This is a genomic window from Georgenia sp. AZ-5, from assembly GCF_043952095.1.
In the GTDB taxonomy this organism is placed as follows: domain Bacteria; phylum Actinomycetota; class Actinomycetes; order Actinomycetales; family Actinomycetaceae; genus Georgenia.
In genome coordinates this window covers 680594-704451 of record NZ_JBINOU010000001.1, presented here as the reverse complement: position 1 = coordinate 704451, position 23858 = coordinate 680594, and the positions used below count along the sequence as shown (strand labels likewise).

Genomic DNA, 23858 nt, shown 5'->3' with positions numbered 1-23858 from the left:
CGGCGGCTGTCAGACGCGGGGCTGGCGGTCCGCCCAGTCGGCGAGGGCCACGCGGGGGCCGGTGAAGAAGGGGACCTCCTCCCGCACGTGGCGGCGCGCCTCGGTGGCGCGCAGCTCGCGCATGAGGTCCACGATGCGGTGCAGCTCGGGGGCCTCGAAGGCGAGGATCCACTCGTAGTCGCCGAGCGCGAACGCGGCGACGGTGTTAGCCCGCACGTCGGGGTAGTCCCGCGCGGCCATGCCGTGCTCGCGCAGCATGTCCTTGCGCTCGTCGTCGGGCAGCACGTACCAGTCGTAGGACCGCACGAAGGGGTAGACGCACAGGTAGGTGGAGGGCTCCTCGCCGGCGAGGTAGGCGGGCACGTGCCGCTTGTTGAACTCCGCCGGGCGGTGCAGCCCGACGACGGACCACACCGGCTCGAGGTGGGCGCCCAGCGGCGAGGCGAGCAGCCGGTGGTAGGCGTCCTGGACGGCCTCGATCGTGGGGGCGTGCCACCACACCATCAGGTCGGCGTCCGCGCGCAGGCCGGCGACGTCGTACCAGCCGCGCACCACGACGCCGGTGCCGGCCACGGCCTCCTCGGCGGCGGCCACGAGCCCGGCCCGCTCGCCGGCGTCCGCGGGCAGCGGCGCGGCCGTGGCGAAGACGCTCCACATCGTGTAGTCGATGCCGGCGTTGATGCTCTCGGCGTCGGCGCCCTCGCCGATCCGTGCTGTGGTGGTCATGCGTTCTCCTTGGGTGAGACGGCGGGCGCGGGCGGCCCGCCGGGATCGGGTATGCGTCAGGCCACGGGCGCGACCGGCCCGGCGGCGGCGAGGGCGGGTTGCTCGCAGGCCGCGGGCACGCCGGGGTCCACGCCGGCGCGGACGAAGCAGCAGCCGGGGGCGCACACGTCGCGCCACGGGCCGAGTGCGCCCTCGGCGATGCGTTCGGGCTGCTCGCCGCGCTCGGTGGCGGCGCGCTCGGCCATGAGGTCCACGAGGCCGGCGACGAACTCCGGGGCCGTGCCGGCGGTGGCGGCGCGCTCCATCTTCATGCCCAGCTCGTCCGCCGTCTCGCGGGCCTCGGTGTCGAGGTCGTAGATGACCTCCATGTGGTCGGAGACGAACCCGATGGGCGCGAGCACGACCTGGCCGACGCCGTCGGCGTGCAGCGCGCCGAGCGTCCGGTTGACGTCGGGCTCGAGCCACGGGGTGATCGGGCTGCCCGAGCGCGAGCAGTACGCCAGCTCCCACGGCACCGGCGCGCCGAGCCGCTCCCCGGCCCGCTTGGCGACGAGCGCCGCGACGTCGAGGTGCTGGGCGGAGTAGCCCCCGGTCGTCCGCACGCCGGAGGCGACCTCCATGGTGGTGGGGATCGAGTGGGTGACGAAGACCAGCGGCGCGTCCGGGCCCGGCGCCGCACCCAGCCGCTCGTACGCGGCGACGACCGCGTCGACGTTGGCGGCCACGAAGCCGGGGTGGTTGAAGTAGGCGCGGATCTTGTCCACGGCGAGCTCGCGGCCCTCCGTGGCGAGCGTGGCGAGGGACGCGGCGATGTTCTCCCGGTACTGGCGGCACCCGGAGTACGACGCGAAGGCGCTGGTGACCAGCGTCAGCACCCGGCGGGCGCCGGAGGCGTGCAGGTCCCGCAGCACGTCGGTGAGGTAGGGGTCCCAGTTGCGGTTGCCCCACACGACCGGCACCTCGACGCCCCGCTCGGCCAGCTCGCCGCGCAGCGAGGCGAGCAGCGCCTTGTTCTGGTCGTTGATGGGGCTGCGGCCACCGAAGTGGTAGTAGTGCTCGCCCACCTCCTCCAGGCGGGAGTCGGGGATGCCGCGCCCGGCGGTGACGTTGCGCAGGAAGGGCACCACGTCCTCGGGCTTCTCGGGGCCGCCGAAGGAGAGCAGCAGGATCGCGTCGTACGGGGCAAGCGTGGGGCTCATCGGGCTCGTTCTGGTCGGCCGGCCGGCAGGCCGGGAAGGGGACCGCCTTGCCGGCGGTGGGTCAGGGGCGGGTGGGGCTCAGCGAGCCGGCGGACCGGCGGGCACGCGCGCCGGGGGCGCCGGGCGGGCGCGGGACGGCCACCTGGGCGGCGGGGACGGGCGCCTCGGCGACCGCGTGCGGGCACACGCCGGGGGCCGCCGGCGCCTCGGCGACGGCGGGGTCGTCGGCGAGGTGGGGCTCCCCGGTCACGGCGGCGACGGCCGCGGCGAGGTCGGCGGCGTCGACGGGCCCGGGCTCCTCGGCGACGGCGGTCACGGCCTCCGCCAGCTCCGGGTCCTCGGCCACCGCGGCGACGGCCTCGGCCAGCGCGGCGTCCTCGGCCGCCGCCTCCGCCTGCGCGCCCTGGCGGGGCGCGGCGGCGGGCACGCTCAGGCCGAGCACCTGCTCGAGGGCCTCCAGGTGAATCTCCACGCGGCCCTCGCGGCCGGCGGCCCGAGCGCGGACGGTCGGCTCGTGCACGAGGCGGGCGGCGAGGCGGCGCAGCGCCTGGGCGGCCTGCTCGGCCGGGACGGCGCCGTCGGGCAGCCGGTCGATCTCGGCGGCCACCGCGTCGGCGACCCGGTTGCGCAGCGCCACGACGGCGTCGTCCATGCGCCGCTCGGCGGCGTCCTCCGCCAGGGCGCGCACGCCGTCGGCGACGATCTCGCGGGCGCGGGCCACCTCCGCCGCGGTGGCGGCGGGCGCGTGCTCACGCACGGTGGGCAGGTCGACGAGGACCACGCCGGCGATGTCGGCGACGGCGGGGTCGATGTCGTGGTGCAGCGCCAGGTCCACCATCACGAGAGGGTCCGCCCCGGCGGGGCGGGCGCGCACGGCGGCCGCGACCGTGGCGGCGTCCAGGACCGGGGTGCCGGTGCCGCGGCAGGTGACCACGAGGTCGGCGCGGCCCAGGGCGGCCGCGAGGTCCGCCGTCGCCGCCCGCACGCCGTGGGACTCGGCGAAGGCCTGCGCGCGGCCGGAGGCCGACCAGACCTGGACGTCGGTGGCGCCGCGCTCGCGCAGCGCGGCCAGGGAGGCGCCGGCGTAGGAGCCGGTGCCCACCAGCAGCACGCGCCGGCCGGCCCAGCTCGCGCGCGGCACCGGGCCCTGGTGGGGGTCGGCCGGCAGGGTGCCGCCGTCGCGCTCGCAGGCCAGCGCGGCCAGCCGGGCGCCGGCCAGGTCCAGGGCCACCGCGACGACGGAGCGGCCCGCGCGGGCCAGGTCGGTCGCGACGGCGACCTGGCGGGAGGTGCGGGTGGCGCGCTGCAGGGTCTGCTCCAGCAGGGGCGAGGTGATGCCCTCCGACCGGGCGGCGCTCAGCGCCCGGCGCACCTGGCCGGTGATCTCCCGCTCGCCGACCACCATCGAGTCCAGCCCGGAGGCGACCTCGAACAGGTGCTGCACGGCCTCCTCGCCGGAGGCGGTGCGCATGAGCCGGGCCACGTCGGCGACGTCGGCGCCGCTGGCGCGGGCGACGGCCTCGTGCGCGGCGCGGGCGACCTCCTCCGGGTCGGTGCCGGCGTCGAGGTAGAGCTCGAAGCGGTTGCACGTGGCCAGCACGACGGCGCCGCGCACGGCAGGGCGGGCGGCCACGACCTGGCGGCCGACGCCCTCGGCGCCGACGCTCAGCCGCTCGATGTCGGCGAGGTCCAGGTCATGGTGGTTCGCGGAAAGGAGGAGGAGCACCACAGCACCCATAGTGAACCATTTGTCCGCGGGCCAGGCACAATGGCGCCCGTGACAAATCCTGCACCGCCGTCGGCGGCCACCCCGGAAATGACGGTCCCGCCGCTGCTCCAGGCCTATTCCGGCCGCCGCCCGGAGCGGACCCCGGTGTGGTTCATGCGGCAGGCCGGCCGCTCGCTGCCGGAGTACCGCGCGGCCCGCGAGGGCGTCGCCATGCTCGACGCGTGCCTGCGTCCCGAGCTCGCGGCGGAGATCACGCTGCAGCCGGTCCGCCGGCACGGGGTGGACGCGGCCATCTTCTTCTCCGACATCGTGGTGCCGCTGCGCCTGGCCGGCGTCGACGTCGAGATCGTCCCCGGCGTCGGCCCCGTGGTCGGCGAGCCCGTGCGCACCCGCGCCGACGTCGACCGCCTCGTGCAGCACCGCCCCGGCGACCACGCCGCCATCACCGAGGCCGTCCGCCTGACGGTCGCGGAGCTCGGCCCGGCCACCCCGCTCATCGGCTTCGCCGGCGCCCCGTTCACGCTGGCCGCCTACCTCGTGGAGGGCCGGCCCTCGCGGGACCACCTGGCCGCCCGGACGATGATGCACGCCGAGCCCGAGGCGTGGCGGCACCTCATGCGCTGGGCCGCGGAGGTCACCGGCGCGTTCCTGCGCGCCCAGGTGCTCGCCGGGGCCCGCGCCGCCCAGCTGTTCGACTCCTGGGCCGGGTCGCTGTCCCTCGCCGACTACGCCGCCCACGCCGCGCCGTACAGCGCCCGCGCGCTGCACCACGTCAAGGACCTCGGCGTGCCGGTGGTGCACTTCGGCACCGGCACCGGCGAGCTGCTCGTCGCGATGCGCGACGCCGGCGCGGACGTCGTCGGCGTGGACTACCGGATCCCGCTCGACGAGGCGAACCGCCGGCTGGGCGGCACCACGCCGCTGCAGGGCAACGTCGACCCCGCCCTCCTGGCCGCGCCGTGGGACGTGCTCGAGGCGCACGTGCGCGGCGTCGTCGCCCGCGGGCGCACCGCGCCGGGGCACGTGGTCAACCTCGGTCACGGCGTCCCGCCCGGCACCGACCCGGCGGTGCTCACCCGCGTCGTCGAGCTCGTGCACTCGCTGTGACCGGGCAGGCCCCCGTGGTCGCCGGACCCGCCGACGTGGTGGTGGTCGGCGCCGGCATGGCCGGCCTGACGGCGGCCCACGCCCTGCTGGAGGCGGGCCTGCGCCCGCTGGTCCTGGAGGCCGGCGACGACGTCGGCGGGTTGGTGCGCGCCGGCACCGTGGGCGGGCTGGAGCTGGACCTGGGCGCCGAGGCCTTCGCGCTGCGCCGCCCCGAGGTGCTCGCGCTGGCCCGGTCCCTCGGCCTGGAGGTGGAGCAGCCCGCGGGCGGCTCGTGGGTCTGGACCCCGGCGCCGGACGGCGGCCGCGCCGCCCCCATCCCCGCGCAGTCCCTCCTCGGCATCCCCGCCGACCCGTTCGCCCCGGACGCGCTGCGCTCGCTCGGCCCCGACGGCGCCGCCCGCGCCGCCCGGGACGCGGACCTGGGCCCCGGCCCCGGCTCCGACGCCGCCGACCTCGCGACCCTGGTGCGGGTGCGGATGGGCGAGCCGGTGCTGGAGCGGCTGGTGCGGCCGGTCGCCGGCGGCATCCACAACGCGGACCCGGCCGACCTCGCCGTCGACTCGGTGGCGCCGGGGCTGCGCGAGGCGCTCGCCGCGCACGGCTCCCTCGGCGCGGCCGTGCGGGCGCTCCTCGACGCCGCGCCGCCCGGTGCCGCGGTGGCAACCACGGCCGGCGGGCTGTTCCGGCTGCCCCGGGCGCTGGCCCACGCCGTCACCGCCGGCGGCGGGGAGGTCCGCACCGGCGCGGCCGCCACGGCCCTGCGGCGCGTCGACGGCGCCTGGGAGGTCGCCACCGCCACGGCGGGCGGCCCGGTGCGGCTGCGCGCCCCGCGCCTGGTCCTGGCCACCCCCGGCCGCGCCGCCCTGGACCTGCTCGGCGGGGTGCTCGACCCCCTGGGCGTCTCCCTGCCGGCGGGCAGCGCCATCACGCACGTCACGCTCGTGGTGCGCGAGCCGGCCCTGGACGCCGCGCCGCGCGGGGCCGGGCTGCTGGTCGCCCGGGGAAGCGAGCGGGTGCGCGCCAAGGCGCTGACCCACGCCAGCGCCAAGTGGCCCTGGCTGCGGGCGGCCGCCGGCCCCGGCGTGCACGTGCTGCGCGTCTCCTACGGCCGCCCCGGCGAGCACGTGGCCGACGTCGACGCCGCGCTGGCGCTGCGCGACGCCGCCGCGCTCCTGGGCGTGCCGCTCGGCGCCCAGCAGCTCTTGGACGCCCGGGTGGTGCACCGCGAGGACGCGCTGGCGGCGACCACCCCCGCGGTGCGCGCGCAGGTGGCGTCGCTGACCTCCCGCGCCGCGGCGCTCGAGGGCCTCGCGCTGTGCGGCGCCTGGGTGGCCGGCACCGGCCTCGCGGCGGTGGTCGCGCAGGCCCGCGCGGCCGCGGCAGAAATGTCCGAATTGTCGTGACGGTTTGTCACCATCGCGGTGCGTGCCAATTCTCGTGAATGCGCCGGCGCACATTCTGACGGATTGTCACCATGTTTCCTGACGGTCCGTCAGAAAGTGGCCGCCTCGACATTTCGGGGCGTGCTGCGCAGACTGTTCCGGTGAGCACGCCCCCTCCCCTCCGCATCGGAACCCGGGGCAGCGACCTCGCGATGACCCAGACCACCACCGTTGCCCGGGCGCTCGCCGCGGCCACCGGCCGGGAGGTGGAGCTGGTGCGCATCCGCACCGAGGGCGACCGGTCCAAGGCCTCCCTCGCCAGCCTGGGCGGCACCGGCGTCTTCGCCGCCGCCCTGCGCGAGGCCCTGCTGTCCGGCACCTGCGACGTCGCCGTCCACTCCCTCAAGGACCTGCCCACCCGCCCCACCGAGGGCCTGAGCATCGGGGCGCTGCCGCCGCGCGCCGACCACCGCGACGTGCTGTGCGCCCGCGAGGGCTGGACGCTCGCCGACCTCCCGGCGGGCGCCCGCGTGGGCACCGGCTCCCCGCGCCGCGCGGCCCAGCTGCGCCTGGCCCGGCCCGACGTCGAGGTCGTCGACATCCGCGGGAACGTGCCGACGCGGCTCGGCCGGGTGGGCGCGGACCTCGACGCCGTCATCCTCGCCCGCGCCGGCCTCGAGCGCCTCGGGCTGCTCGAGCACGTCACGGACTCCCTCGACCCCGAGGTCATGCTCCCCGCGCCCGGCCAGGGCGCCCTGGCGGTCGAGTGCCGCACCGCCGACCTCGCCGGCGAGCTGGGCGAGGCCATGCGCGCCGTCGACGACGCCCCCACCCGCCTGTCCGTGCTGGCCGAGCGGGCGCTGCTGGCCGCCCTGGAGGCCGGCTGCGCCGCACCCGTCGCCGCGTGGGCGCGCGTAGTGCCGGCGACCGACGACGCGCCCGGTGCCGACGGGGCGCCGGCGCGCCTGGAGCTGCGCGCCGGCGCCTTCGACCCCGCGGGCGCCCGCCGGCTCGTGCGCACCACCGGGGTCGAGCTGCCCCCCGCCGCCACCGAGGAGGTGGCCGCCGCCCTGGCCCGCGCGCTGGGCGAGGGGTGCGCCCGCGAGCTCATCGCGCACGGCGCCGGCGAGATCGCCGGGCTGCCGCTGCGGGCCGGCAACGCCCTGGGCACGGCGGCTGCGGCCGCCCCTGGAGCGCAGGTCCCGGCAGCCGGCGGCGCCGCCGCCGGGACCGGCGCCGCCGCCCGCCCGGGCGCGGACCCGACGGCGGAGACGCCCGTGCCGGCCGGCGTGCCCGACGTGCCCGGCGTGCTCGACGTCCCCGACGACGAGCCGCGCCCCCTGTCGTGACCGCCTCGCCGCTGCGCGGCCACCGCGTGCTGGTGCCCCGCACCCGGCCCGGCGACCCCATCGCCGCGGCCGTGCGCGCCGCCGGCGCCGAGCCGGTGCCGACGGCGCTCGTGCGCCACGCCGTCGCCGACCCGGCCGAGCTCGACGCCGCCCTGCGCCGCCTGGCCGCGGGGGCGTACGCCTGGCTCGCCGTCACCAGCGCCACCACCGTGGAGGTGCTCGCCGACCGCGCCGCGCGGCTCGGCACCACGCTCGGTGGGCTGACCCGGGGCGTGCCCGTGGCCGCCGTGGGGCCCGCCACCGCCCGCGCCCTGGACGAGGCCGGCGTCGCCGTCGCCCTGACGCCGCCCGGCGAGTCCAGCGCCGCCACGCTCGCCGCCGCGTGGCCGGCGGGACACGGGCGGGTGCTGTTCCCGCGCTCGGAGATCGCCGGCCCCACCCTCGCCACCGCCCTGCGCGAGCGCGGCTGGGACGTCGACGACGTCGTCGCCTACCGCACCATGCCCGCCGAGAAGCCCGACCCGGCGGTCGCGGCCGACCTCGCCGCAGGCCGCATCGACCTGGTGCTGCTCACCTCGGGCAGCACCGCCCGCGCCCTCGCCGGGCTGTACGGCGCGCCGGCCGCGCGGGTGTGCGCGATCGGCGCCGCGACCGCCAGCGCGGCCGCCGCGGCCGGCCTCCCCGTGCACGCCGTCGCCGAGGAGCAGACCCCGGCGGGCCTCGTGGCCGCCGCGGCACGGGCCCTCACGACCACCCCGCAACGATCGGAGAACCGGTGACCACCACCTCGTCCGCCCCCACCCCGGCCGGGACCCGCGCGCCGGCCCTGCGGCCCGCCGAGCGCCCGCGCCGGCTGCGCGCCACGCCGGCGCTGCGCCGGCTCGTCGCTGAGCACCGCACGGACCCGGCCGACCTGGTGCTGCCCATGTTCGTGCGGGAGGGCCTCGACGCACCGAACGCGCTCTCCTCGATGCCCGGCGTCGTGCAGCACACGATGGACTCCCTGCGCCGGGCGGCCGTCGAGGCGGCCGAGGCCGGCGTGGGCGGCCTGATGCTCTTCGGCGTGCCCGCCTCGCGCGACGCGGTCGGCTCCGCCGCCACCGAGCCCGACGGCATCCTCAACGCCGGCCTGCGCGCCCTGGTCGAGGAGGTCGGCGACGCGGTCGTCGTCATGTCCGACCTGTGCCTCGACGAGTTCACCGACCACGGCCACTGCGGCGTGCTCGACGCCGCCGGCCGGGTCGACAACGACGCCACCCTGGTGCGCTACCAGGAGATGGCGCTGGCGCAGGCGGCGACGGGCGCCCACGTGCTCGGCCTGAGCGGCATGATGGACGGTCAGGTCGCCGCCGTGCGCGAGGTCCTCGAGGGCGACGGCTACACCGACACCGCGGTGCTGGCCTACTCGGCCAAGTACGCCTCGGCGTTCTACGGCCCGTTCCGCGACGCGGTCGACTCCCAGCTCAAGGGCGACCGGCGGACCTACCAGATGGACCCGGCCAACCGCCGCGAGGGCCTGCGCGAGGCGACCCTGGACCTGGCCGAGGGCGCCGACGTCGTCATGGTCAAGCCGGCGCTGAGCTACCTCGACGTCCTCGCCGACGTCGCCGAGCTCTCGCCGGTGCCCGTCGCGGCGTACCAGGTGTCCGGCGAGTACGCCATGGTCGAGGCCGCCGCCGCCAACGGCTGGATCGACCGGCGCCGCGCCATCGAGGAGTCCGTGGTGAGCATCCAGCGCGCCGGCGCGGACTTCGTGCTGACCTACTGGGCCACGGAGCTCGCCGGCTGGCTCCGCTGAGGTCCCGGCGCCCGAGGGCCGCTGCCCGTGGCCGCTCGGGCGCGGGGCGCGCCGAGCCGGCTGCGGGCCTGGCTGACCTGCCGGCCGGCGGCCTGGCGGACCTGCCGGCGGTCTGGCGGACCGGCTGGCGGCTTGGCTGACCTGCCGGCGGTCTGGCGGACCTGCCGGCGGCTTGGCGGACCGGCTGCGGGCCTGGCGGACCTGCCGGCGGTCTGGCGGACCTGCCGGCGGGCCGCCAGCCCCAGCCGAGCCCCTCGGGCGACCCGCCTATGGTGGGGATTCGTCAGGCATAGCCTGACGAATCCCTACCACCATCTCCCCCGCCCCCGCCCGACCCAGAAGGAGTCCCCTCGATGACCAGCCTCGACACCATGCACCGGCTGTTCGAGCGTGCCCGCGCCGTGACGCCCGGCGGGGTGAACTCGCCGGTGCGCGCGTACGGCTCGGTCGGCGGGGACCCGCGGTTCATCGCCTCGGCGCGGGGGCCGTACATCACCGACGTCGAGGGCCACGAGTACGTCGACCTGGTCATGTCCTGGGGGCCGGCACTGCTCGGGCACGCCCACCCCGAGGTGGTCGCCGCGGTGCAAGAGGCCGCAGCGCGCGGGCTGTCCTTCGGCGCCCCCACGGTCGCCGAGGTCGAGCTGGCCGAGGCCGTGCGCGCCCGCGTCCCCGCCGCCGAGAAGGTGCGCTTCGTCTCCACCGGCACCGAGGCCACCATGACCGCGGTGCGCCTCGCCCGCGGCGCCACCGGACGCGACCTCGTGATCAAGTTCGCCGGCTGCTACCACGGGCACGTCGACGCCCTGCTGGCCGAGGCCGGCTCCGGCGTCGCGACCTTCGGGATGCCGGGATCGGCGGGGGTGACGGCCGCGAGCGCGGCCCAGACCATCGTCGTCGCCTACAACGACCTGCCCGCCCTCGAGGCCGTCTTCGCCGCCCGCGGCACCGAGATCGCGGCCGTCATCACCGAGGCCTCGCCCGCCAACATGGGCGTGGTCCCGCCGGAGCCGGGGTTCAATTCGGCGCTGCGGCGCCTCACGGCCGAGCACGGCGCCCTGCTCATCCTCGACGAGGTGCTCACCGGCTTCCGCGTCGGGCCGGCCGGGTGGTGGGGGCTCGACGGCGTCGCCGCCGACGGCGGCACGACCGCGACCGGCTCGGAGCCGTACACGCCGGACCTGTTCACCTTCGGCAAGGTGGTCGGCGGCGGCATGCCGCTGGCCGGGCTGGGCGGGCGCACCGAGCTCATGGACCTGCTGGCGCCCTCAGGGCCCGTGTACCAGGCGGGCACGCTCTCGGGGAACCCGCTGGCCACCGCCGCCGGGCTCGCGACGCTCCGGCTCGCCGACGCCGCCGTGTACGCCCGCGCCGACGAGGTCGCCCGAGTGATCGGCGACGCGCTGGCCCAGGCGCTGGCCGCCGAGGGCGTGGCGCACCGCGTGCAGCGCGCGGGGAACCTGTTCTCGGTGATGTTCGGCGAGGCGGCGGCCCGCGACGGCGTGCGCAGCTACGCGGAGGCGCAGGCCCAGGAGGCCTTCCGCCACCCGGCCTTCTTCCACGCCATGCTCGACGCCGGCGTCGCGCTGCCGCCGTCGGTTTTCGAGGCGTGGTTCGTCTCCGCCGCGCACGACGACGCCGCGGTCGACCGGGTGCTGGGCGCCCTGCCGGCGGCCGCCAGGGCGGCCGCGGCGGCACGCCCGAGCTGACCGCCGCGGGCAGGGTCAGGGCTGGGGCGTCGGCCGCGCGGGCGGCGCAGCCGACGGGAGCCGCCTGCGCGCCCTCGTGCCGACGGCATCGACGAAACCACAGCCAGCTCGGACACCCGCCGCTCATCCCTCGCGATCCCCCGAGCATGCCCCCCGCCCGGGTCGCCGTGCGCGGGATCGCGCCACAAATGGGGCTGGAGTGGCGCACCGGCGCCTCCCGACGCCCCGGGGATGTCACAACAGCACCATTTGTGGCGCGCTCCGCACGACCCGGGGCCGGGGCGCCCGCCGGTCCCCGGACGCCCGGCCGGTCCCCGGACGCCCCGGCCGCGCCGGCGGGCGGGCTGGAATGATGGCGCGCATGACTGAGCGCGTCGACCTTGCCACCCTCACCCCGCCGATCGCCCTGGGCCCGCTTGACGGGCGCTACCGCAAGGTCGTCGCGGCCCTCGCGAACCACCTGTCCGAGGCCGCGCTCAACCGGGCCCGCCTGCACGTGGAGGTGGAGTGGCTGATCCACCTCACCGACACCGGGGTACTGCCGGGCGCCCCGCGGCTGGACGACGCCGACAAGGACTACCTGCGGGGCGTCGTCGCCAGCTTCGGCGCCGGCGACGAGCTCGCCGAGCTGGCGGAGATCGAGCGGGAGACGCTGCACGACGTCAAGGCCGTGGAGTACTTCCTCAAGCGCCGCCTCGACGCGGCGCCCGCCGTGCTGGGCGAGGACACCGTGCTGCCGCGGGTGCACGAGATCGTCCACATCTTCTGCACGTCCGAGGACATCAACAACCTGTCCTACGCGCTGAGCGTCAAGGACGCGGTCGAGGACGTCTGGCTGCCCGCCGCCACCGGCCTGGCCGACGACGTCGCCACGCTGGCGGGGGAGCACGCCGGCGCCGCCATGCTGGCCCGCACGCACGGCCAGCCGGCGACCCCGACGACGCTGGGCAAGGAGCTCGCCGTGCTCGCGCACCGCCTGCGCCGCCAGCTCCGCCGGATCGCGCGCGACGAGTACCTGGGCAAGATCAACGGCGCCACGGGCACCTACGGCGCCCACTCCGTCGCGGTGCCCGGCGCGGACTGGGAGGCCGTCGCGCGGGCGTTCGTCGAGCACCTGGGCCTGACGTGGAACCCGCTGACCACCCAGATCGAGTCCCACGACTGGCAGGCCGAGCTGTACGCCGACGTCGCCCGGTTCAACCGCATCCTGCACAACCTGGCCACGGACGTGTGGACGTACATCTCGCTGGGCTACTTCCACCAGCGCCTGTCCGCGCAGGGATCCACCGGCTCCTCGACGATGCCGCACAAGGTCAACCCGATCCGGTTCGAGAACGCCGAGGCCAACCTGGAGATCTCCAGCGCCCTGCTGGACACGCTCGCCGCGACGCTCGTCACCTCCCGCCTGCAGCGCGACCTGACCGACTCGACCACCCAGCGCAACATCGGCGTGGCCTTCGGCCACTCGCTGCTCGCGATCGACAACGTCCGGCGCGGCCTGGCGGGCCTCGACGTCGACGCCGCCGCCCTGGCGCGGGACCTGGACTCCAACTGGGAGGTGCTCGGCGAGGCGGTCCAGCAGGCCATGCGCGCCGCCTCGATCGCGGGCGCGACCGGCATGGAGGACCCCTACGAGCGTCTGAAGGAGCTCACCCGCGGCAAGAAGGTCGACGGCCCGGCCATGCGCGAGTTCATCTCCGGGCTGGGACTGCCGGCCGACGTCGAGGCCCGCCTGCTCGGGCTCGAGCCGGCCAGCTACACCGGGCTGGCCGAGCGGCTGGTGCGCCACCTGGGCGACTGACGGCGCCGCCCGCGGTGCGCCTCACACGCTACGCCAAGGCGATTCCCAGGAGAGCCACGTACCGTGGCGCGGGTGACCGCCCTTCTCGCCACCGCCCAGTCCCGATCCTCGGTCCCGCTCGACGGCATCGCCGCATGGGCGGTCGGCGTCATGGAGACGCTGGGGGGCTTCGGCGCCGCCCTGCTCATCGGCCTCGAGAACCTCTTCCCGCCCCTGCCCAGCGAGGTCATCCTGCCGCTGGCCGGCTTCACCGCCTCCCAGGGTTCGCTGGGCCTGGTGGAGATGATCGTGTGGTGCACGGCGGGCTCGGTGGTGGGGGCCTGGGTGCTCTACGGCATCGGCGCCATCCTCGGCCGCGACCGCACCCGCGCCATCATGAACTGGCTGCCGCTCATCAAGATGGAGGACGTCGACAAGACCGAGGCGTGGTTCCACAAGCACGGCAAGGGGACGGTGTTCCTCGGCCGGATGATCCCGATCTTCCGCAGCCTCATCTCCATCCCGGCCGGCATCACGCGCATGTCGCTGCCGCTGTTCACGGCGCTGACGCTCGCCGGGTCGCTCATCTGGAACACCGCCCTGATCGTCGCGGGCTACGTGCTGGGCGAGAACTGGCACCTGGTCGACCAGTACGTGGGCGTGTTCTCCAAGGTCGTCATCGTCGCCGTGGTGCTGGCGCTGGCGTGGTTCGTCGTCTCGCGCGTGCGGGCCATGCGGGTGCACGGGCACGAGCCCACGCACCCGACCGACGACGCCGCCTGAGCCCCTCCCCGGGTGCCTGGGGCACGCACCTCACTCGCCCGGCCCGCCTGCCGCGACGCCGGCTCCTCAGTCCTGGTCGTGGTCGGAACGCCCCCCGGCCGCCCGACCGTCGCCCTGGAGTGTGACGTCGCGCCCAATCCGGCGACCACGGCGCCGCGCCACCCTCGCCGGCGACTAGCCTTGACGCGCCGTCCGTATGGCCATGCGCCGCCGGAGGGCGTCCCGCTGCGTGCTCCCCGGTCGGGTGAGCCGTCACCGCCCCCGGAGGTCTTCCGTGCCCGACGCCGCCCTCGAGCCGTCCGCCGTGTCGCTCCTGCCGCCGCTCCTGGCCCTGGTCATGGTGATGCTCACCCGCAAGGTGCTCGTCAGCCTGGGCGCCGGCATCGTCAGCGGCGCGCTCGTGGTCGCCGGCCTCGACCCGGTCCGTGCCGTCGGCGTCGTGTGGCAGACCTTCGTGGGGATCTTCTGGGCGGACGGCGCCGTCAACACCGGCAACGTCTACATCATCGTCTTCCTGCTCCTGCTGGGCGTGCTCGCCGCCTTCATCATGATGTCCGGCGGCAGCCACGCCTTCGGCCGGTGGGCGATGGAACGCGTCCGCTCCCGCCGGGGGTCCCAGCTGGTGGCCCTGGTGCTCGGCGTCGTCATCTTCATCGACGACTACTTCAACGCCCTCGCGGTCGGCCAGATCGCTAAGCCGCTGACGGACCGCAATCGGGTCTCCCGGGCCAAGCTGAGCTACCTCATCGACTCCACCTCGGCGCCGGTGTGCGTCGTCGCACCGTTCTCCAGCTGGGGCGCGAGCATCATGGGCATCATCGCCCCGATCCTGCTCGCGGCCGGCGTGACCGGCCTGAGCCCGTTCGGCGCCTTCGTGGCGATGATTCCGCTGAACTACTACGTCTGGGCGGCGCTGGCGCTGGTCCTCGCCGTGGCCGTGCTCGGCGCGGACGTCGGCCCGATGCGCCGCGAGGAGGCCCGTGCCGCCCGCACCGGCGAGCCGTACGTCCCGGGCAAGAAGATCGCCGGCGAGCTCGACGACAAGCTCCCCGCGCACCGGCCCGGCTCGATCGGCGCGCTGATCGGCCCCTTCCTCGGCCTGGTGCTCGGCGTCGTCGGCGCCATCGTGTGGACCGGGCACACCGGGTCGGCCTCGTGGGACCTCGTCGACATCTCCGCGGCCACCCTCGTCAACGAGTCGCTGGTCTTCGGCGGCGCCGTCGGCCTGGCCGTGGCGCTGGTGTTCTACTTCCGCGACACCCGCGCCAACGAGCGGTTCGGGTTCGGCACCTTCAAGGACGGCTGGGTCCACGGCGCCTCCTCGATGCTGCCCGCCGTGTACATCCTCGTCCTGGCCTGGATGACGGCCGGCCTCATCGAGGACCTCGGGACCGGCGAGTACCTGGCCGCCCTCGTCACCGACGCCGCGCTCGACCCGCGCTGGCTCGTCCCGCTCGTCTTCGTCGTCGCCGCGGTGATGGCGTTCGCCACCGGCACCTCCTGGGGATCCTTCGGCATCCTGCTGCCGATCACCGGCCAGATCGTCGCCGGGGTCGGCGCCACCGAGCTGCTGCTGCCGGCGCTGGCGGCCGTGCTCGCCGGCGCGGTGTTCGGCGACCACTGCTGCCCCATCTCCGACACCACGATCCTCTCCGCGACGGGTGCCGGCGCGAACCTCATGGATCACGTGCTCACGCAGCTGCCTTACGCCTTGACCGGCGCGCTCGCCGCGCTCGGCGGTTACGTGGTGCTGGCGCTCACCGCGAGCACCTGGCTGGGCCTGCTGGTCACGCTCGTGCTGGTGGGCGCCTTCGCGTTGTGGGCGCGCGGCGCGAGCCGGCGGGCGGCGAAGGACGATGTCGCCGAGGCGCCCGAGCCGGTCCGCGCCGGCTGATCACGCCGCGGCGCCCGGGGCGCGCGTCGGCCGGATGTGCCGGCCCGCAAGCGCCGTCCCGCGTCGCCTGGGTGCGCCGACCCCGCAAGCGCCGGCGCCGGCCCTGGCGCGGTGTCGAGACACGCCCCCTTCGATCGACGTCCCGGTGAGAGGGAGGGACGGGCGATGAAGTACATGCTGAACACCTACAGCACGGCGGAGGGTTTCGACCCGGCGACGTACCCGGCGGAGAAGCTCCGGGAGCTGGTCGCGTTCATGAACCGGCTCGACCGGGACCTGCGCGCCTCCGGCGAGCTGGTCTACGACGAGGGGCTGACGGGCCCGGAGCAGACCAAGACGGTGCGGCTGGTGGACGGCACGCCCACGGTGACCGACGGGCCGTTCGCGGAGGCCAAGGAGGTCATCGCGGGGTTCTGGGTCGTCGACGTCGCGGGGTTCGACCGCGCGGTCGAGATCGCCTCGAAGATCGTGGACTACATCAAGGAACCGATCGAGATCCGACCGGTGGGCGAGGAGCCGCAGGTCTGACCGCGCCGGCCTCACCCGGGGAGCGCGTCCGGGCGGCCCGAGCCTCACCCGGGGAGCGCGTCGCTCGGCCCCGGCCTCACCCGGAAAGCGTCCGGACGGCGCCGGCTCACGCGGAGAGTGCGTCCAGCCGGCGCAGGATCACGCCCTCGCGCAGCGCCCACGGGCAGATCTCGATCTCGTCCACGCCCAGCCGCTTCATGGCGCGCTGCGCGACCATCGCACCCGCGACGATCTGGTACGTGCGCTCCGGGGTGATGCCCGGCAGCTCCATCCGCTGCTCGGCGGGGATCTTGGCCAGGCGGGGCGTCCAGTCCGCGAGGTCGGCCAGCTGCATGCGGCGCCGCTCCTCCGGGCCGACGACGGCGACACGCTGCCCGGCCAGCCGGGCGAGCGAGCGGAACGTCTTCGAGGTCCCCACGACGTGGTGCGCGGCCGGCAGCGCGGCCAGCTCCGCGACGACGGGCGCCAGCGTCTCCTCTACGTGGGCCTTCAACGCACGCACCTGCTCCGCCGTCGGCGGGTCCGAGCGCAGGAACTCCCGTGTGAGCCGGCCGGCCCCGAGCGGCAGCGACACGGCATAGTCCGGCAGCTCGTCGATCCCCGTGGCGATCTCCAGGGAACCGCCACCGATGTCGAGGACCAGCAGCCGGCCGGCGGCCCAGCCGTGCCAGCGGCGCGCGGCGAGGAACGTCAGCTCCGCCTCCTGCCGGCCGGTCAGCACCTGCAGCGGCACCCCGGCGACACCCTCCAGCCCGGTGAGAACCTCCGGGCCGTTGCCCGCCTCGCGGAGCGCGGAGGTGACGATGCCGAGCATCTCCTCGGCCCCGAGGCGCTCGGCCGCGGCGGTGGCCCGGGCGACCGCCGCGCTGAGGGCCGCGACGCCCTCGGGCGTGATCGTCCCGTCGTCGTCGAGGTAGCGCATGAGCCGGACGGTGCTGCGCTCGTCCGCGGCCGGCGTGGGCCGGGCGTCCGGCCTGGCGTCGACGACGAGCAGGTGAACGGTGTTCGAGCCGATGTCCAGCACTCCCAGACGCACGGCGGAACGGTAGCGCCCGGCCGCCTGACTGGCCCACCGGGAGGGATCCGTCGTTCGGCCCTGCCCCACCCGCCCCACCCGGATCGGCTCGGGGCGGTCCCGCTAGAGTCGTCCGGGACCCGTCTCCCGAGCCGAGGGCACCGCATGAGCACCGTCGTCCTGCAGAAGGCCATCACGCCGCAGATGTCCGCCGCCTACCTCGAGCGTGGCCTGGACCGGGTCTCGGGCTACGTGGTCCCCGCCGCCGACGTCGCCGCGGTCACGACGACCGAGGCGCTCTTCGAGCTCCACGGGCTCGGGTTCCCCGGCTCCCCCTTCGCGCCGGACCGGCCGATCGACATCCTGCACCTGCCCACGCCGCCGGCCGCGACGCTCGTCCCGGCGCGAGGCGGGGTGGACGAGGAGAGCCGCCGCGCCTCGGGCGGCACGTTCCTGGACCGGCCGCCGTTCACCGGCACCGGCATCGCCGCGACCGGTGACGTCACGGCGCCGCTGTCGTGGCTGGAGCACACCCGCCTCTCTCCCGGCTCGCGGCTGTGGCGCTTCACGCCCGGCGCCGCCGAGCCAGAGCTCATCGGCACGTACCACGGGGTCGCCTTCGGCTGGCAGAACCACCTCGAGGACGACGCCCTCCACGCCCTGGCCCCCTCCAAGTTCGTCGGGCCCGTGGCGAAGGTCGCCCTGGGCACCTTCGCCTGCGACGTGCGGACCGACGACGGCGGCGCCCCCACCGTCGTCACGCTCGTGACCATGGGCGAGGCGGCCGAGCAGCACGGCTTCACCCGCACCAAGGCGGGCACCTGGGCCAAGCAGGTGCCCGCGGACGAGGTCGCCGAGCTGTTCGAGATCCACGCCGCGGGGCGCTGGCACGGCATCCCGGTGCGCATCGTCGACCAGGCGCCGGACGACAAGGGCGGCCGCCTGTGCCGCGTCAGCTCCCTCGCGCACGACGCCGACGCCGCCGAGCGGCTTTTGATGGACAAGGTCGACGTGGGGGTCTACGAGGCCACCGTGCCGCTCGACGCGCTCACCGACGTCGTGTACGCCCAGCGCATCCCGCGCGCGTGGGCGCGCCAGGAGCAGCTCCGCCGTGCCGCGGCCGCGGCGACCGGCGGGGCGGGCGCGCGCGGGGGCGCGGGTGCGCCCGCGCCGGGTGCCCCCGCGCCGGGTGCCCCCGCGGCGGGAGCGACGCCGGCGGGAGCGACGGGCGGCGCACCGGCGGGCGGGCCGAGCGTCGCGCTCCGGGGCAACCCGGACGCCGTACGCCAGGCCGCGCTGCAGCGGGTGACGCGCGGCCTCGCCTCCGCGGCGCCGCAGGGCTGGACCCGCGCCCGGGTGCTGTGCCGCATGGCGGGCTCCCGCGGAGAGATCCTCGCCAGCGCGACGACGCCCGAGGGCGAGGAGAAGGTGCTCCCCGGGTTGCCGGAGGACGTCGCGAGGGCGCTCTCCGAGATTCGCCACCTGGCGTACGAGCCGGGCAAGGGCACGTGGCTCACCGCGCTGGTGACTCTGCTGCCGGACGGCAAGCTGACGCTGAACATCGACCGCACCGGCGAGCCGAAGTGGAGCAAGCCGCTGCCGCCCGCCGAGTACGCCGAGGACGTACGGCGGTATCCACGCGACGAGGAGCACCAGCCGGACTGGCTGCGGGAGCGCCTGGCCGAGGCCGGCCAGGCCCCGGACACCCCCGCCGGCTGACCCGGGCTCGGCTGCCTGAGCTGCGGCCACGTGCCGCTGCGGCCAAGAGTCGAGCTGCAGGCACCCCGTCCAGTCGTGACCAAGAGTCGAGCCGCTGCCAAGCCCACCAGGCTTAGGGCTCAAGTGGCACAGAGCCTCGCACTGGCTCCGCGACAAGACGCTCGAGCTCGGCGCAGGCGCGCTTCGGCGCCCCCCGCACGACCTTCGTCCCCGGATCCGGATACCCCGGCGGGGTACTCTTGCCCTCGATACCCCCTATGGGTATGCTGACGGCAGTCGCGGCCCGCCCGGGCCGCCAGGACGGGAGGACCGACGTGCCCGGCTACAGCGGCACCAAGGAGCAGTACGCCAAGCGCCTCCGACGGATCGAGGGCCAGGTGCGCGGGATCGCGCGCATGGTCGACGAGGACGCGTACTGCATCGACGTGCTCACCCAGATCTCCGCCGTCACCAAGGCTTTGCAGGCGGTCGGGATCGGGCTGGTCGAGGACCATCTCGGCCACTGCGTCGTCGACGCCGCCCGGTCCTCCCACGAGGAGGGCCAGGCCAAGGTCACCGAGGCCGCCGAGGCCATCGCCCGGCTGGTCCGGTCCTGAGCCGAGGCCCCCGGCTGGTCCGGTCTGAGGCGAGGCCCCGGCGGGTCCGGTCCTGAGCCGAGGCCACCCCGGCGGGTCCGGTCCCGAGCCGCAGCCGTCGGCCAGCCCGTCCGGCGCCAAAGACCGACCGTCGCCCGGCCGGTCGGGTCCCGGTCCCCGAGTCGCCACAAGTTGCCACACCGAACAGGAGAGCACCAATGAGCGCCACCGAGATCGACCGCACCACCGTCGTCGACGTGCAGGGCATGACCTGCGGGCACTGCGTGCACGCCGTGACCACCGAGCTGCAGGGCCTCGACAGCGTCAAGCACGTCTCCGTCCAGCTCAACGCCGGCGGCGTCTCGCCCGTCACGGTCCTCTCCGACGTGGTCCTCGACGACGACGCCGTGCGCGCCGCCGTGGACGAGGCCGGCTACGCCGTCGTCGGCATCCACCGCGACTGACCCACCGGGCGCGGCGGCACCGCCGCCGCGCCGAGCGGCCCCCCGTCTGCCGCGGGCCCCGCCACGACCGTCCCACGGAAGAAGCCGTCCTGTGAGCACCACGACCGAAGCGCCCCTCCCCCAGCCCCTCGTCGAGGTGGACCTCAGCGTCGAGGGGATGACCTGCGCCTCCTGCGTCAGCCGGGTGGAGAAGCGCCTCAACAAGGTGCCCGGCGCCCGGGCCACCGTCAACCTCGCGACCGAGTCCGCTCACGTCGAGCTCAGCGAGGACGTCCCGGACGAGGCGCTGGTCGAGGCCGTCGAGCGGGCCGGCTACACCGGCCAGGTCACGCGCCGGCGGGTGAGCGCGCCCGCGGCCGAGACGCCCGCCTTCCTCCGCGAGGTGGATCTGGCGGTGGAGGGCATGACCTGCGCCTCTTGCGTGGGCCGGGTCGAGAGGCGACTCAACAAGGTGCCCGGCGCCCGGGCGACCGTGAACCTCGCGACGGAGTCCGCCCACGTCACCCTGACCGAGGACGTCCCGGACGCCGATCTCGTCGCGGCCATCGAGGCCGCCGGTTACGGCGGCCATGTCACGCGGGGCGGCACAGCCACGCACCCACCAGCCACCGCCTCGCCCACCGGCGCCGAGCCGGTGCAGCCGGTACCCGCGCCCGCCGCCCCGGCCCCCGCCCCCGGCGCCGCAGCACCCGCCCCCACCGACCCGGTGCCCCCGGCGGCCACGGACACCAACTCCCCTTCCGAGCGCCGCGCGGCCGACCTCCGGCGCCGCCTCGTCATCTCGGCCGCGCTGACCGTGCCGGTCACCGCGCTGTCGATGATCCCGGGCCTGCAGTCCCCGGGCTGGCAGTGGGTGGTCATGGTCCTCGCGCTTCCGGTGGTCACGTGGGGCGCAAAGCCGTTCCACCTCTCGGCCCTCCGCGCCGCCCGGCACGGGGCTTCCACGATGGACACCCTCGTCTCGATGGGCGTCCTGGCCGCGACGCTGTGGTCGGTCTGGGCGATCACGCTGGGCGGGGCGGGCGAGATCGGCATGCGGATGCAGTTCCAGCTCTTCCCTGCCCAGGACACCATGGGTCACGCGGCGCCGGAGCTGTACTTCGAGGTGGCCTCCGTCGTCACCACCTTCCTGCTCGCCGGCCGCTACGCGGAGTCCCGCTCGCGCCGCCGGGCCGGTGACGCGCTGCGCGCCCTGCTCTCCATGGGCGCGAAGGACGTCGCACGCGTGAGCGTCGACGCCGCAGGGGTGCGCACCGAGACGCGGGTGCCCGTCGACACCCTCGCCGTGGGCGATCTCTTCGCCGTCCGCCCCGGCGAGAAGGTGGCCACCGACGGCGTCGTCGCCGAGGGCCGCTCGGCCGTGGACACCTCGCTGCTGACCGGCGAGCCGGTGCCGGTGGACGTGGCGGAGGGGGACGAGGTGGTCGGCGCCACCGTCAACACCTCCGGCACGCTGCTGGTCCGCGCCACCCGGGTGGGCGAGGAGACGACGCTGGCCCAGATCGGGCGGCTCGTCGCCCAGGCCCAGACCGGCAAGGCGCCGGTGCAGCGCCTGGCGGACCGGATCTCCGCCGTCTTCGTCCCCGTGGTCATCGTCCTGGCGCTCGCCACGCTCGTGGTGTGGCTGCTCACCGGCAACCCGGTGCAGTTCGCGTTCACCGCGGCCGTGGCGGTCCTGATCATCGCCTGCCCGTGCGCCCTAGGGCTGGCCACGCCGACCGCCCTCCTCGTGGGCACCGGACGGGCCGCGCAGCTGGGCATCCTCATCAAGGGCCCGGAGATCCTCGAGTCCACCCGCCGGGTCGACACCGTGGTGCTGGACAAGACCGGGACGGTCACCGAGGGCCGCATGCGCCTGGCCGAGGCGGTACCCGCCGATGGCGTGGCCCCCGCGGAGCTGCTGCGCCTCGCGGGCGCCGCCGAGCACGGCAGCGAGCACCCCATCGCCCGCGCCGTCGCCGAGGCCGCCCAGGAGGCCGGCGGGCAGCTGCCCCGCATCTCCGGGTTCTCGAACCACGCCGGCCGGGGCGTCTCGGCCCTCGTCCACGACGGCGACGCAACCCGCGAGGTGCTCGTCGGCCGCCCCACCTGGCTCGCCGGGCAGGGCATCGCCGGCACCGGCCCGGACGACCCCGTCACCCGCGACCACCGGGCCGCCGAGTCCGGCGGGGCCACCGCCGTCGCGGTCGCCTGGGACGGCCGGGTCCGCGGGGTCCTCGCGCTGCGCGACGAGGTCAAGGCCACCTCCGCGGAGGCGATCGCCCGGCTGCGCGACCTGGGCCTCACGCCCTACCTGCTCACCGGCGACAACCGGGCGGCCGCGGAACGGGTCGCCGCAGAGGTCGGGATCGCCCCGGAGCACGTGGTCGCCGAGGTGCTGCCCGGCGAGAAGCTCGACGTCGTCAGGCGCCTGCAGGAGCGGGGCAAGGTCGTGGCCATGGTGGGCGACGGTGTGAACGACGCCGCGGCGCTGGCGCAGGCGGGCCGCCGGGGCCTGGGTCTCGCCATGGGCACGGGCACCGACGTGGCGATCCAGGCCAGCGACATCACGCTGGTGCGCGGGGACCTGCGCGCGGCGCCGACGGCGATCCGCATCTCCCGCCGGACGCTGCGGATCATCAAGCAGAACCTGTTCTGGGCTTTCGCCTACAACGTCGCCGCCATCCCGCTGGCCGCCCTGGGCCTGCTCAACCCGATGATCGCCGGCGCGACCATGGCGGCCAGCTCCGTGATCGTGGTGAGCAACTCCCTGCGGCTGCGCCGCGCCGGCTGACGCGCCCCGGCGGGCGCGTCGCACCCGCGGCGCCACGGCTACCGGTCCGCGAGGCCCTCGACGAGCTCCACGGTCACCTCGTCGAGGCTGCGCACCTCGGCGCTGGCGAGCGCGAGGGCGTCGGGAGCCGGCGGGAAGGCCTCGTGCGGGACGGCGATGACGCGCATCCCCGCGGCGGCGGCCGAGCGCATGCCGTTGCTGGAGTCCTCGACGGCCACGGCCCGGGCCGGGTCGACGCCGAGCAGCTCGCACGCGCGCGCGTACCCGTCCGGCGCCGGCTTGCCGGCGGCCACCTCCTCGGTGGAGACGGTCGCGCGGAAGTGCTCGGTGACGCCCAGCTGGTCCAGCACGGTGTCGATGAGCCGGCGCGGCGAGGAGGACGCGAGCCCCAGCGGCCACCGGGCGGCGAGGCGCTCGATGGCCTCCACCGCGCCCGGCAGGGTGGGGAGGTGCTCGCGGTAGCGGTCCGCCATGGCGGCGATGGTGCGCTCGGCGACGTCGGCAGCGTCCGCGCCGACGCCCACGGTCGTCGCCATGTACGCCGACCACTCCGCCGTGCTCATGCCCATCATCGCGCGGGTCGCCTCCTCCGGCCAGGGCACCCCCTCCTCGGCGGCGAGCCCGCGGCGCACCTCGTCCCACAGGGTCTCGGTGTCGGTGAGCACGCCGTCCATGTCGAAGACGACGGCGTCGATGGCAGAAGCTGTCGATGGCATGGGTCCATCGTGCCCCGACCGCCCCGCCCAGGGCTGCGCCGACCGGGTCCCGGACGTGCGCCGGTGGCCGGCCCGAGGCCTCTAGCGCACCGACCGGGTCCGAGCGCACCTCTCGCCGCGCGCCGGCGCAATTTCGCCCTTAGACTTCCGGAAACTACGAGCGGGGGGACTTGAGCGCGCGGTCATCGATGACCGCGACGCCCGGTCGAGAGGAGCACATCGATGGGACGCGACAGGTCGGCGCACGAGGTGGGCTGGGTCTCCGTGCTGGCATCGGAGAGCCGCACCCGAATCGTGCTGGCCGGAGAGCTGGACGAGACCCTGACAGGAGACCTGACCGAGGCGGTGGAGCTCGCGGTCCACCGCGGGCTGCCGGTGGACATCGACGCCCGGAACACCACCTTCATGGACTCCTCCACGGTGGCGACGCTGGCGCGGCTGGCGGCGCGCCTGCCCGGCCGCCCGCGGCTGATCGAGCCGCCCGAGATCCTGCTCTTCCTGCTCGACGTCACCGACCTGGGCCAGATCCTCGACATCGTCGAGGTCGACCCGGGCTTCGTCGGGACGCCGCTGCGCGGCGAGGACCGCGCCGCGGACCCCGCGCCTGCCTGA

General features: G+C 76.1%; 20 protein-coding genes. 15 read left to right on the top strand and 5 right to left on the bottom strand.

Annotated elements, in window-relative coordinates; translation table 11 throughout:
* Positions 1-9: 9 nt before the first annotated feature.
* From hemQ to ACF0H8_RS03345, 3 genes are all read right to left on the bottom strand, one after another.
* On the bottom strand, positions 10-726 hold the full coding sequence (gene hemQ, locus ACF0H8_RS03355) for a hydrogen peroxide-dependent heme synthase (protein ID WP_395287577.1): 717 nt from the start codon (positions 724-726) through the stop codon (positions 10-12).
* Between the two features lie 56 nt (positions 727-782).
* Entirely contained in the window at positions 783-1925 is a 1143-nt protein-coding gene (locus ACF0H8_RS03350; protein ID WP_395287576.1) for a ferrochelatase, read from the bottom strand.
* A 61-nt stretch (positions 1926-1986) separates the two neighbouring features.
* Positions 1987-3654, bottom strand: a complete 1668-nt coding sequence (locus ACF0H8_RS03345; RefSeq protein ID WP_395287575.1) for a glutamyl-tRNA reductase — start codon at positions 3652-3654, stop codon at positions 1987-1989.
* Positions 3655-3693: 39 nt separating this feature from the next.
* Between ACF0H8_RS03345 and hemE the strand changes: the two genes are divergently transcribed.
* The 10 genes from hemE (at position 3694) to ACF0H8_RS03295 (ending at position 15984) form a co-directional block, all read left to right on the top strand.
* Positions 3694-4761 (top strand): uroporphyrinogen decarboxylase, encoded by a 1068-nt coding sequence (gene hemE / locus ACF0H8_RS03340; protein ID WP_395287574.1) that lies wholly within the window; start codon positions 3694-3696, stop codon positions 4759-4761.
* The gene (locus ACF0H8_RS03335) at positions 4758-6164 is read left to right on the top strand and encodes a protoporphyrinogen/coproporphyrinogen oxidase (RefSeq protein ID WP_395287573.1); all 1407 of its coding nucleotides are present in this window, start codon (positions 4758-4760) and stop codon (positions 6162-6164) included. Before hemE ends, ACF0H8_RS03335 begins: the two co-directional genes overlap by 4 nt.
* A gap of 71 nt (positions 6165-6235) precedes the next feature.
* Complete coding sequence (gene hemC, locus ACF0H8_RS03330; protein WP_395287572.1) at positions 6236-7492, top strand: hydroxymethylbilane synthase; 1257 nt, start codon at positions 6236-6238, stop codon at positions 7490-7492.
* Positions 7489-8271, top strand: coding sequence for a uroporphyrinogen-III synthase (locus ACF0H8_RS03325; RefSeq protein WP_395287571.1), 783 nt, complete (start codon positions 7489-7491; stop codon positions 8269-8271). The genes hemC and ACF0H8_RS03325 overlap by 4 nt, the downstream gene beginning before the upstream one ends.
* A gap of 47 nt (positions 8272-8318) precedes the next feature.
* Positions 8319-9290 carry a porphobilinogen synthase gene (hemB, locus tag ACF0H8_RS03320; protein WP_395290800.1) on the top strand — a complete coding sequence of 324 codons (972 nt, stop codon included), beginning with the start codon at positions 8319-8321 and terminating at the stop codon, positions 9288-9290.
* 353 nt (positions 9291-9643) lie between these two features.
* The gene (gene hemL / locus ACF0H8_RS03315; protein WP_395287570.1) at positions 9644-10999 is read left to right on the top strand and encodes a glutamate-1-semialdehyde 2,1-aminomutase; all 1356 of its coding nucleotides are present in this window, start codon (positions 9644-9646) and stop codon (positions 10997-10999) included.
* Between the two features lie 361 nt (positions 11000-11360).
* The gene (gene purB / locus ACF0H8_RS03310) at positions 11361-12800 is read left to right on the top strand and encodes an adenylosuccinate lyase (protein ID WP_395287569.1); all 1440 of its coding nucleotides are present in this window, start codon (positions 11361-11363) and stop codon (positions 12798-12800) included.
* A gap of 63 nt (positions 12801-12863) precedes the next feature.
* Positions 12864-13562, top strand: coding sequence for a DedA family protein (locus tag ACF0H8_RS03305; RefSeq protein WP_395287568.1), 699 nt, complete (start codon positions 12864-12866; stop codon positions 13560-13562).
* Positions 13563-13836: 274 nt separating this feature from the next.
* A complete protein-coding gene (locus ACF0H8_RS03300) occupies positions 13837-15456 on the top strand; it encodes a Na+/H+ antiporter NhaC family protein (protein WP_395287567.1) in 1620 nt (539 codons plus the stop codon).
* 165 nt (positions 15457-15621) lie between these two features.
* A complete protein-coding gene (locus tag ACF0H8_RS03295) occupies positions 15622-15984 on the top strand; it encodes a YciI family protein (RefSeq protein WP_395287566.1) in 363 nt (120 codons plus the stop codon).
* Positions 15985-16090: 106 nt separating this feature from the next.
* Here ACF0H8_RS03295 and ACF0H8_RS03290 read toward each other — a convergent pair whose 3' ends face one another.
* On the bottom strand, positions 16091-17020 hold the full coding sequence (locus ACF0H8_RS03290; protein ID WP_395287565.1) for a Ppx/GppA family phosphatase: 930 nt from the start codon (positions 17018-17020) through the stop codon (positions 16091-16093).
* Positions 17021-17164: 144 nt separating this feature from the next.
* Between ACF0H8_RS03290 and ACF0H8_RS03285 the strand changes: the two genes are divergently transcribed.
* The 4 genes from ACF0H8_RS03285 to ACF0H8_RS03270 all read left to right on the top strand — a co-directional run bounded on the left by ACF0H8_RS03285 (position 17165) and on the right by ACF0H8_RS03270 (position 22530).
* A complete protein-coding gene (locus ACF0H8_RS03285; RefSeq protein ID WP_395287564.1) occupies positions 17165-18718 on the top strand; it encodes a hypothetical protein in 1554 nt (517 codons plus the stop codon).
* A gap of 314 nt (positions 18719-19032) precedes the next feature.
* Positions 19033-19314 carry a metal-sensitive transcriptional regulator gene (locus ACF0H8_RS03280; protein WP_395290799.1) on the top strand — a complete coding sequence of 94 codons (282 nt, stop codon included), beginning with the start codon at positions 19033-19035 and terminating at the stop codon, positions 19312-19314.
* Positions 19315-19511: 197 nt separating this feature from the next.
* Complete coding sequence (locus ACF0H8_RS03275) at positions 19512-19757, top strand: heavy-metal-associated domain-containing protein (RefSeq protein ID WP_395287563.1); 246 nt, start codon at positions 19512-19514, stop codon at positions 19755-19757.
* Between the two features lie 91 nt (positions 19758-19848).
* Positions 19849-22530: a heavy metal translocating P-type ATPase gene (locus ACF0H8_RS03270; RefSeq protein WP_395287562.1), complete on the top strand. Its 2682-nt coding sequence runs from the start codon at positions 19849-19851 to the stop codon at positions 22528-22530.
* A 38-nt stretch (positions 22531-22568) separates the two neighbouring features.
* On the opposite strand, the gene ACF0H8_RS03265 is transcribed toward ACF0H8_RS03270, so the two are convergent.
* Positions 22569-23246, bottom strand: coding sequence for an HAD family hydrolase (locus ACF0H8_RS03265; protein WP_395287561.1), 678 nt, complete (start codon positions 23244-23246; stop codon positions 22569-22571).
* Between the two features lie 222 nt (positions 23247-23468).
* On the opposite strand from ACF0H8_RS03265, the gene ACF0H8_RS03260 reads away from it, so the two are divergent.
* On the top strand, positions 23469-23858 hold the full coding sequence (locus ACF0H8_RS03260) for an STAS domain-containing protein (RefSeq protein WP_395287560.1): 390 nt from the start codon (positions 23469-23471) through the stop codon (positions 23856-23858).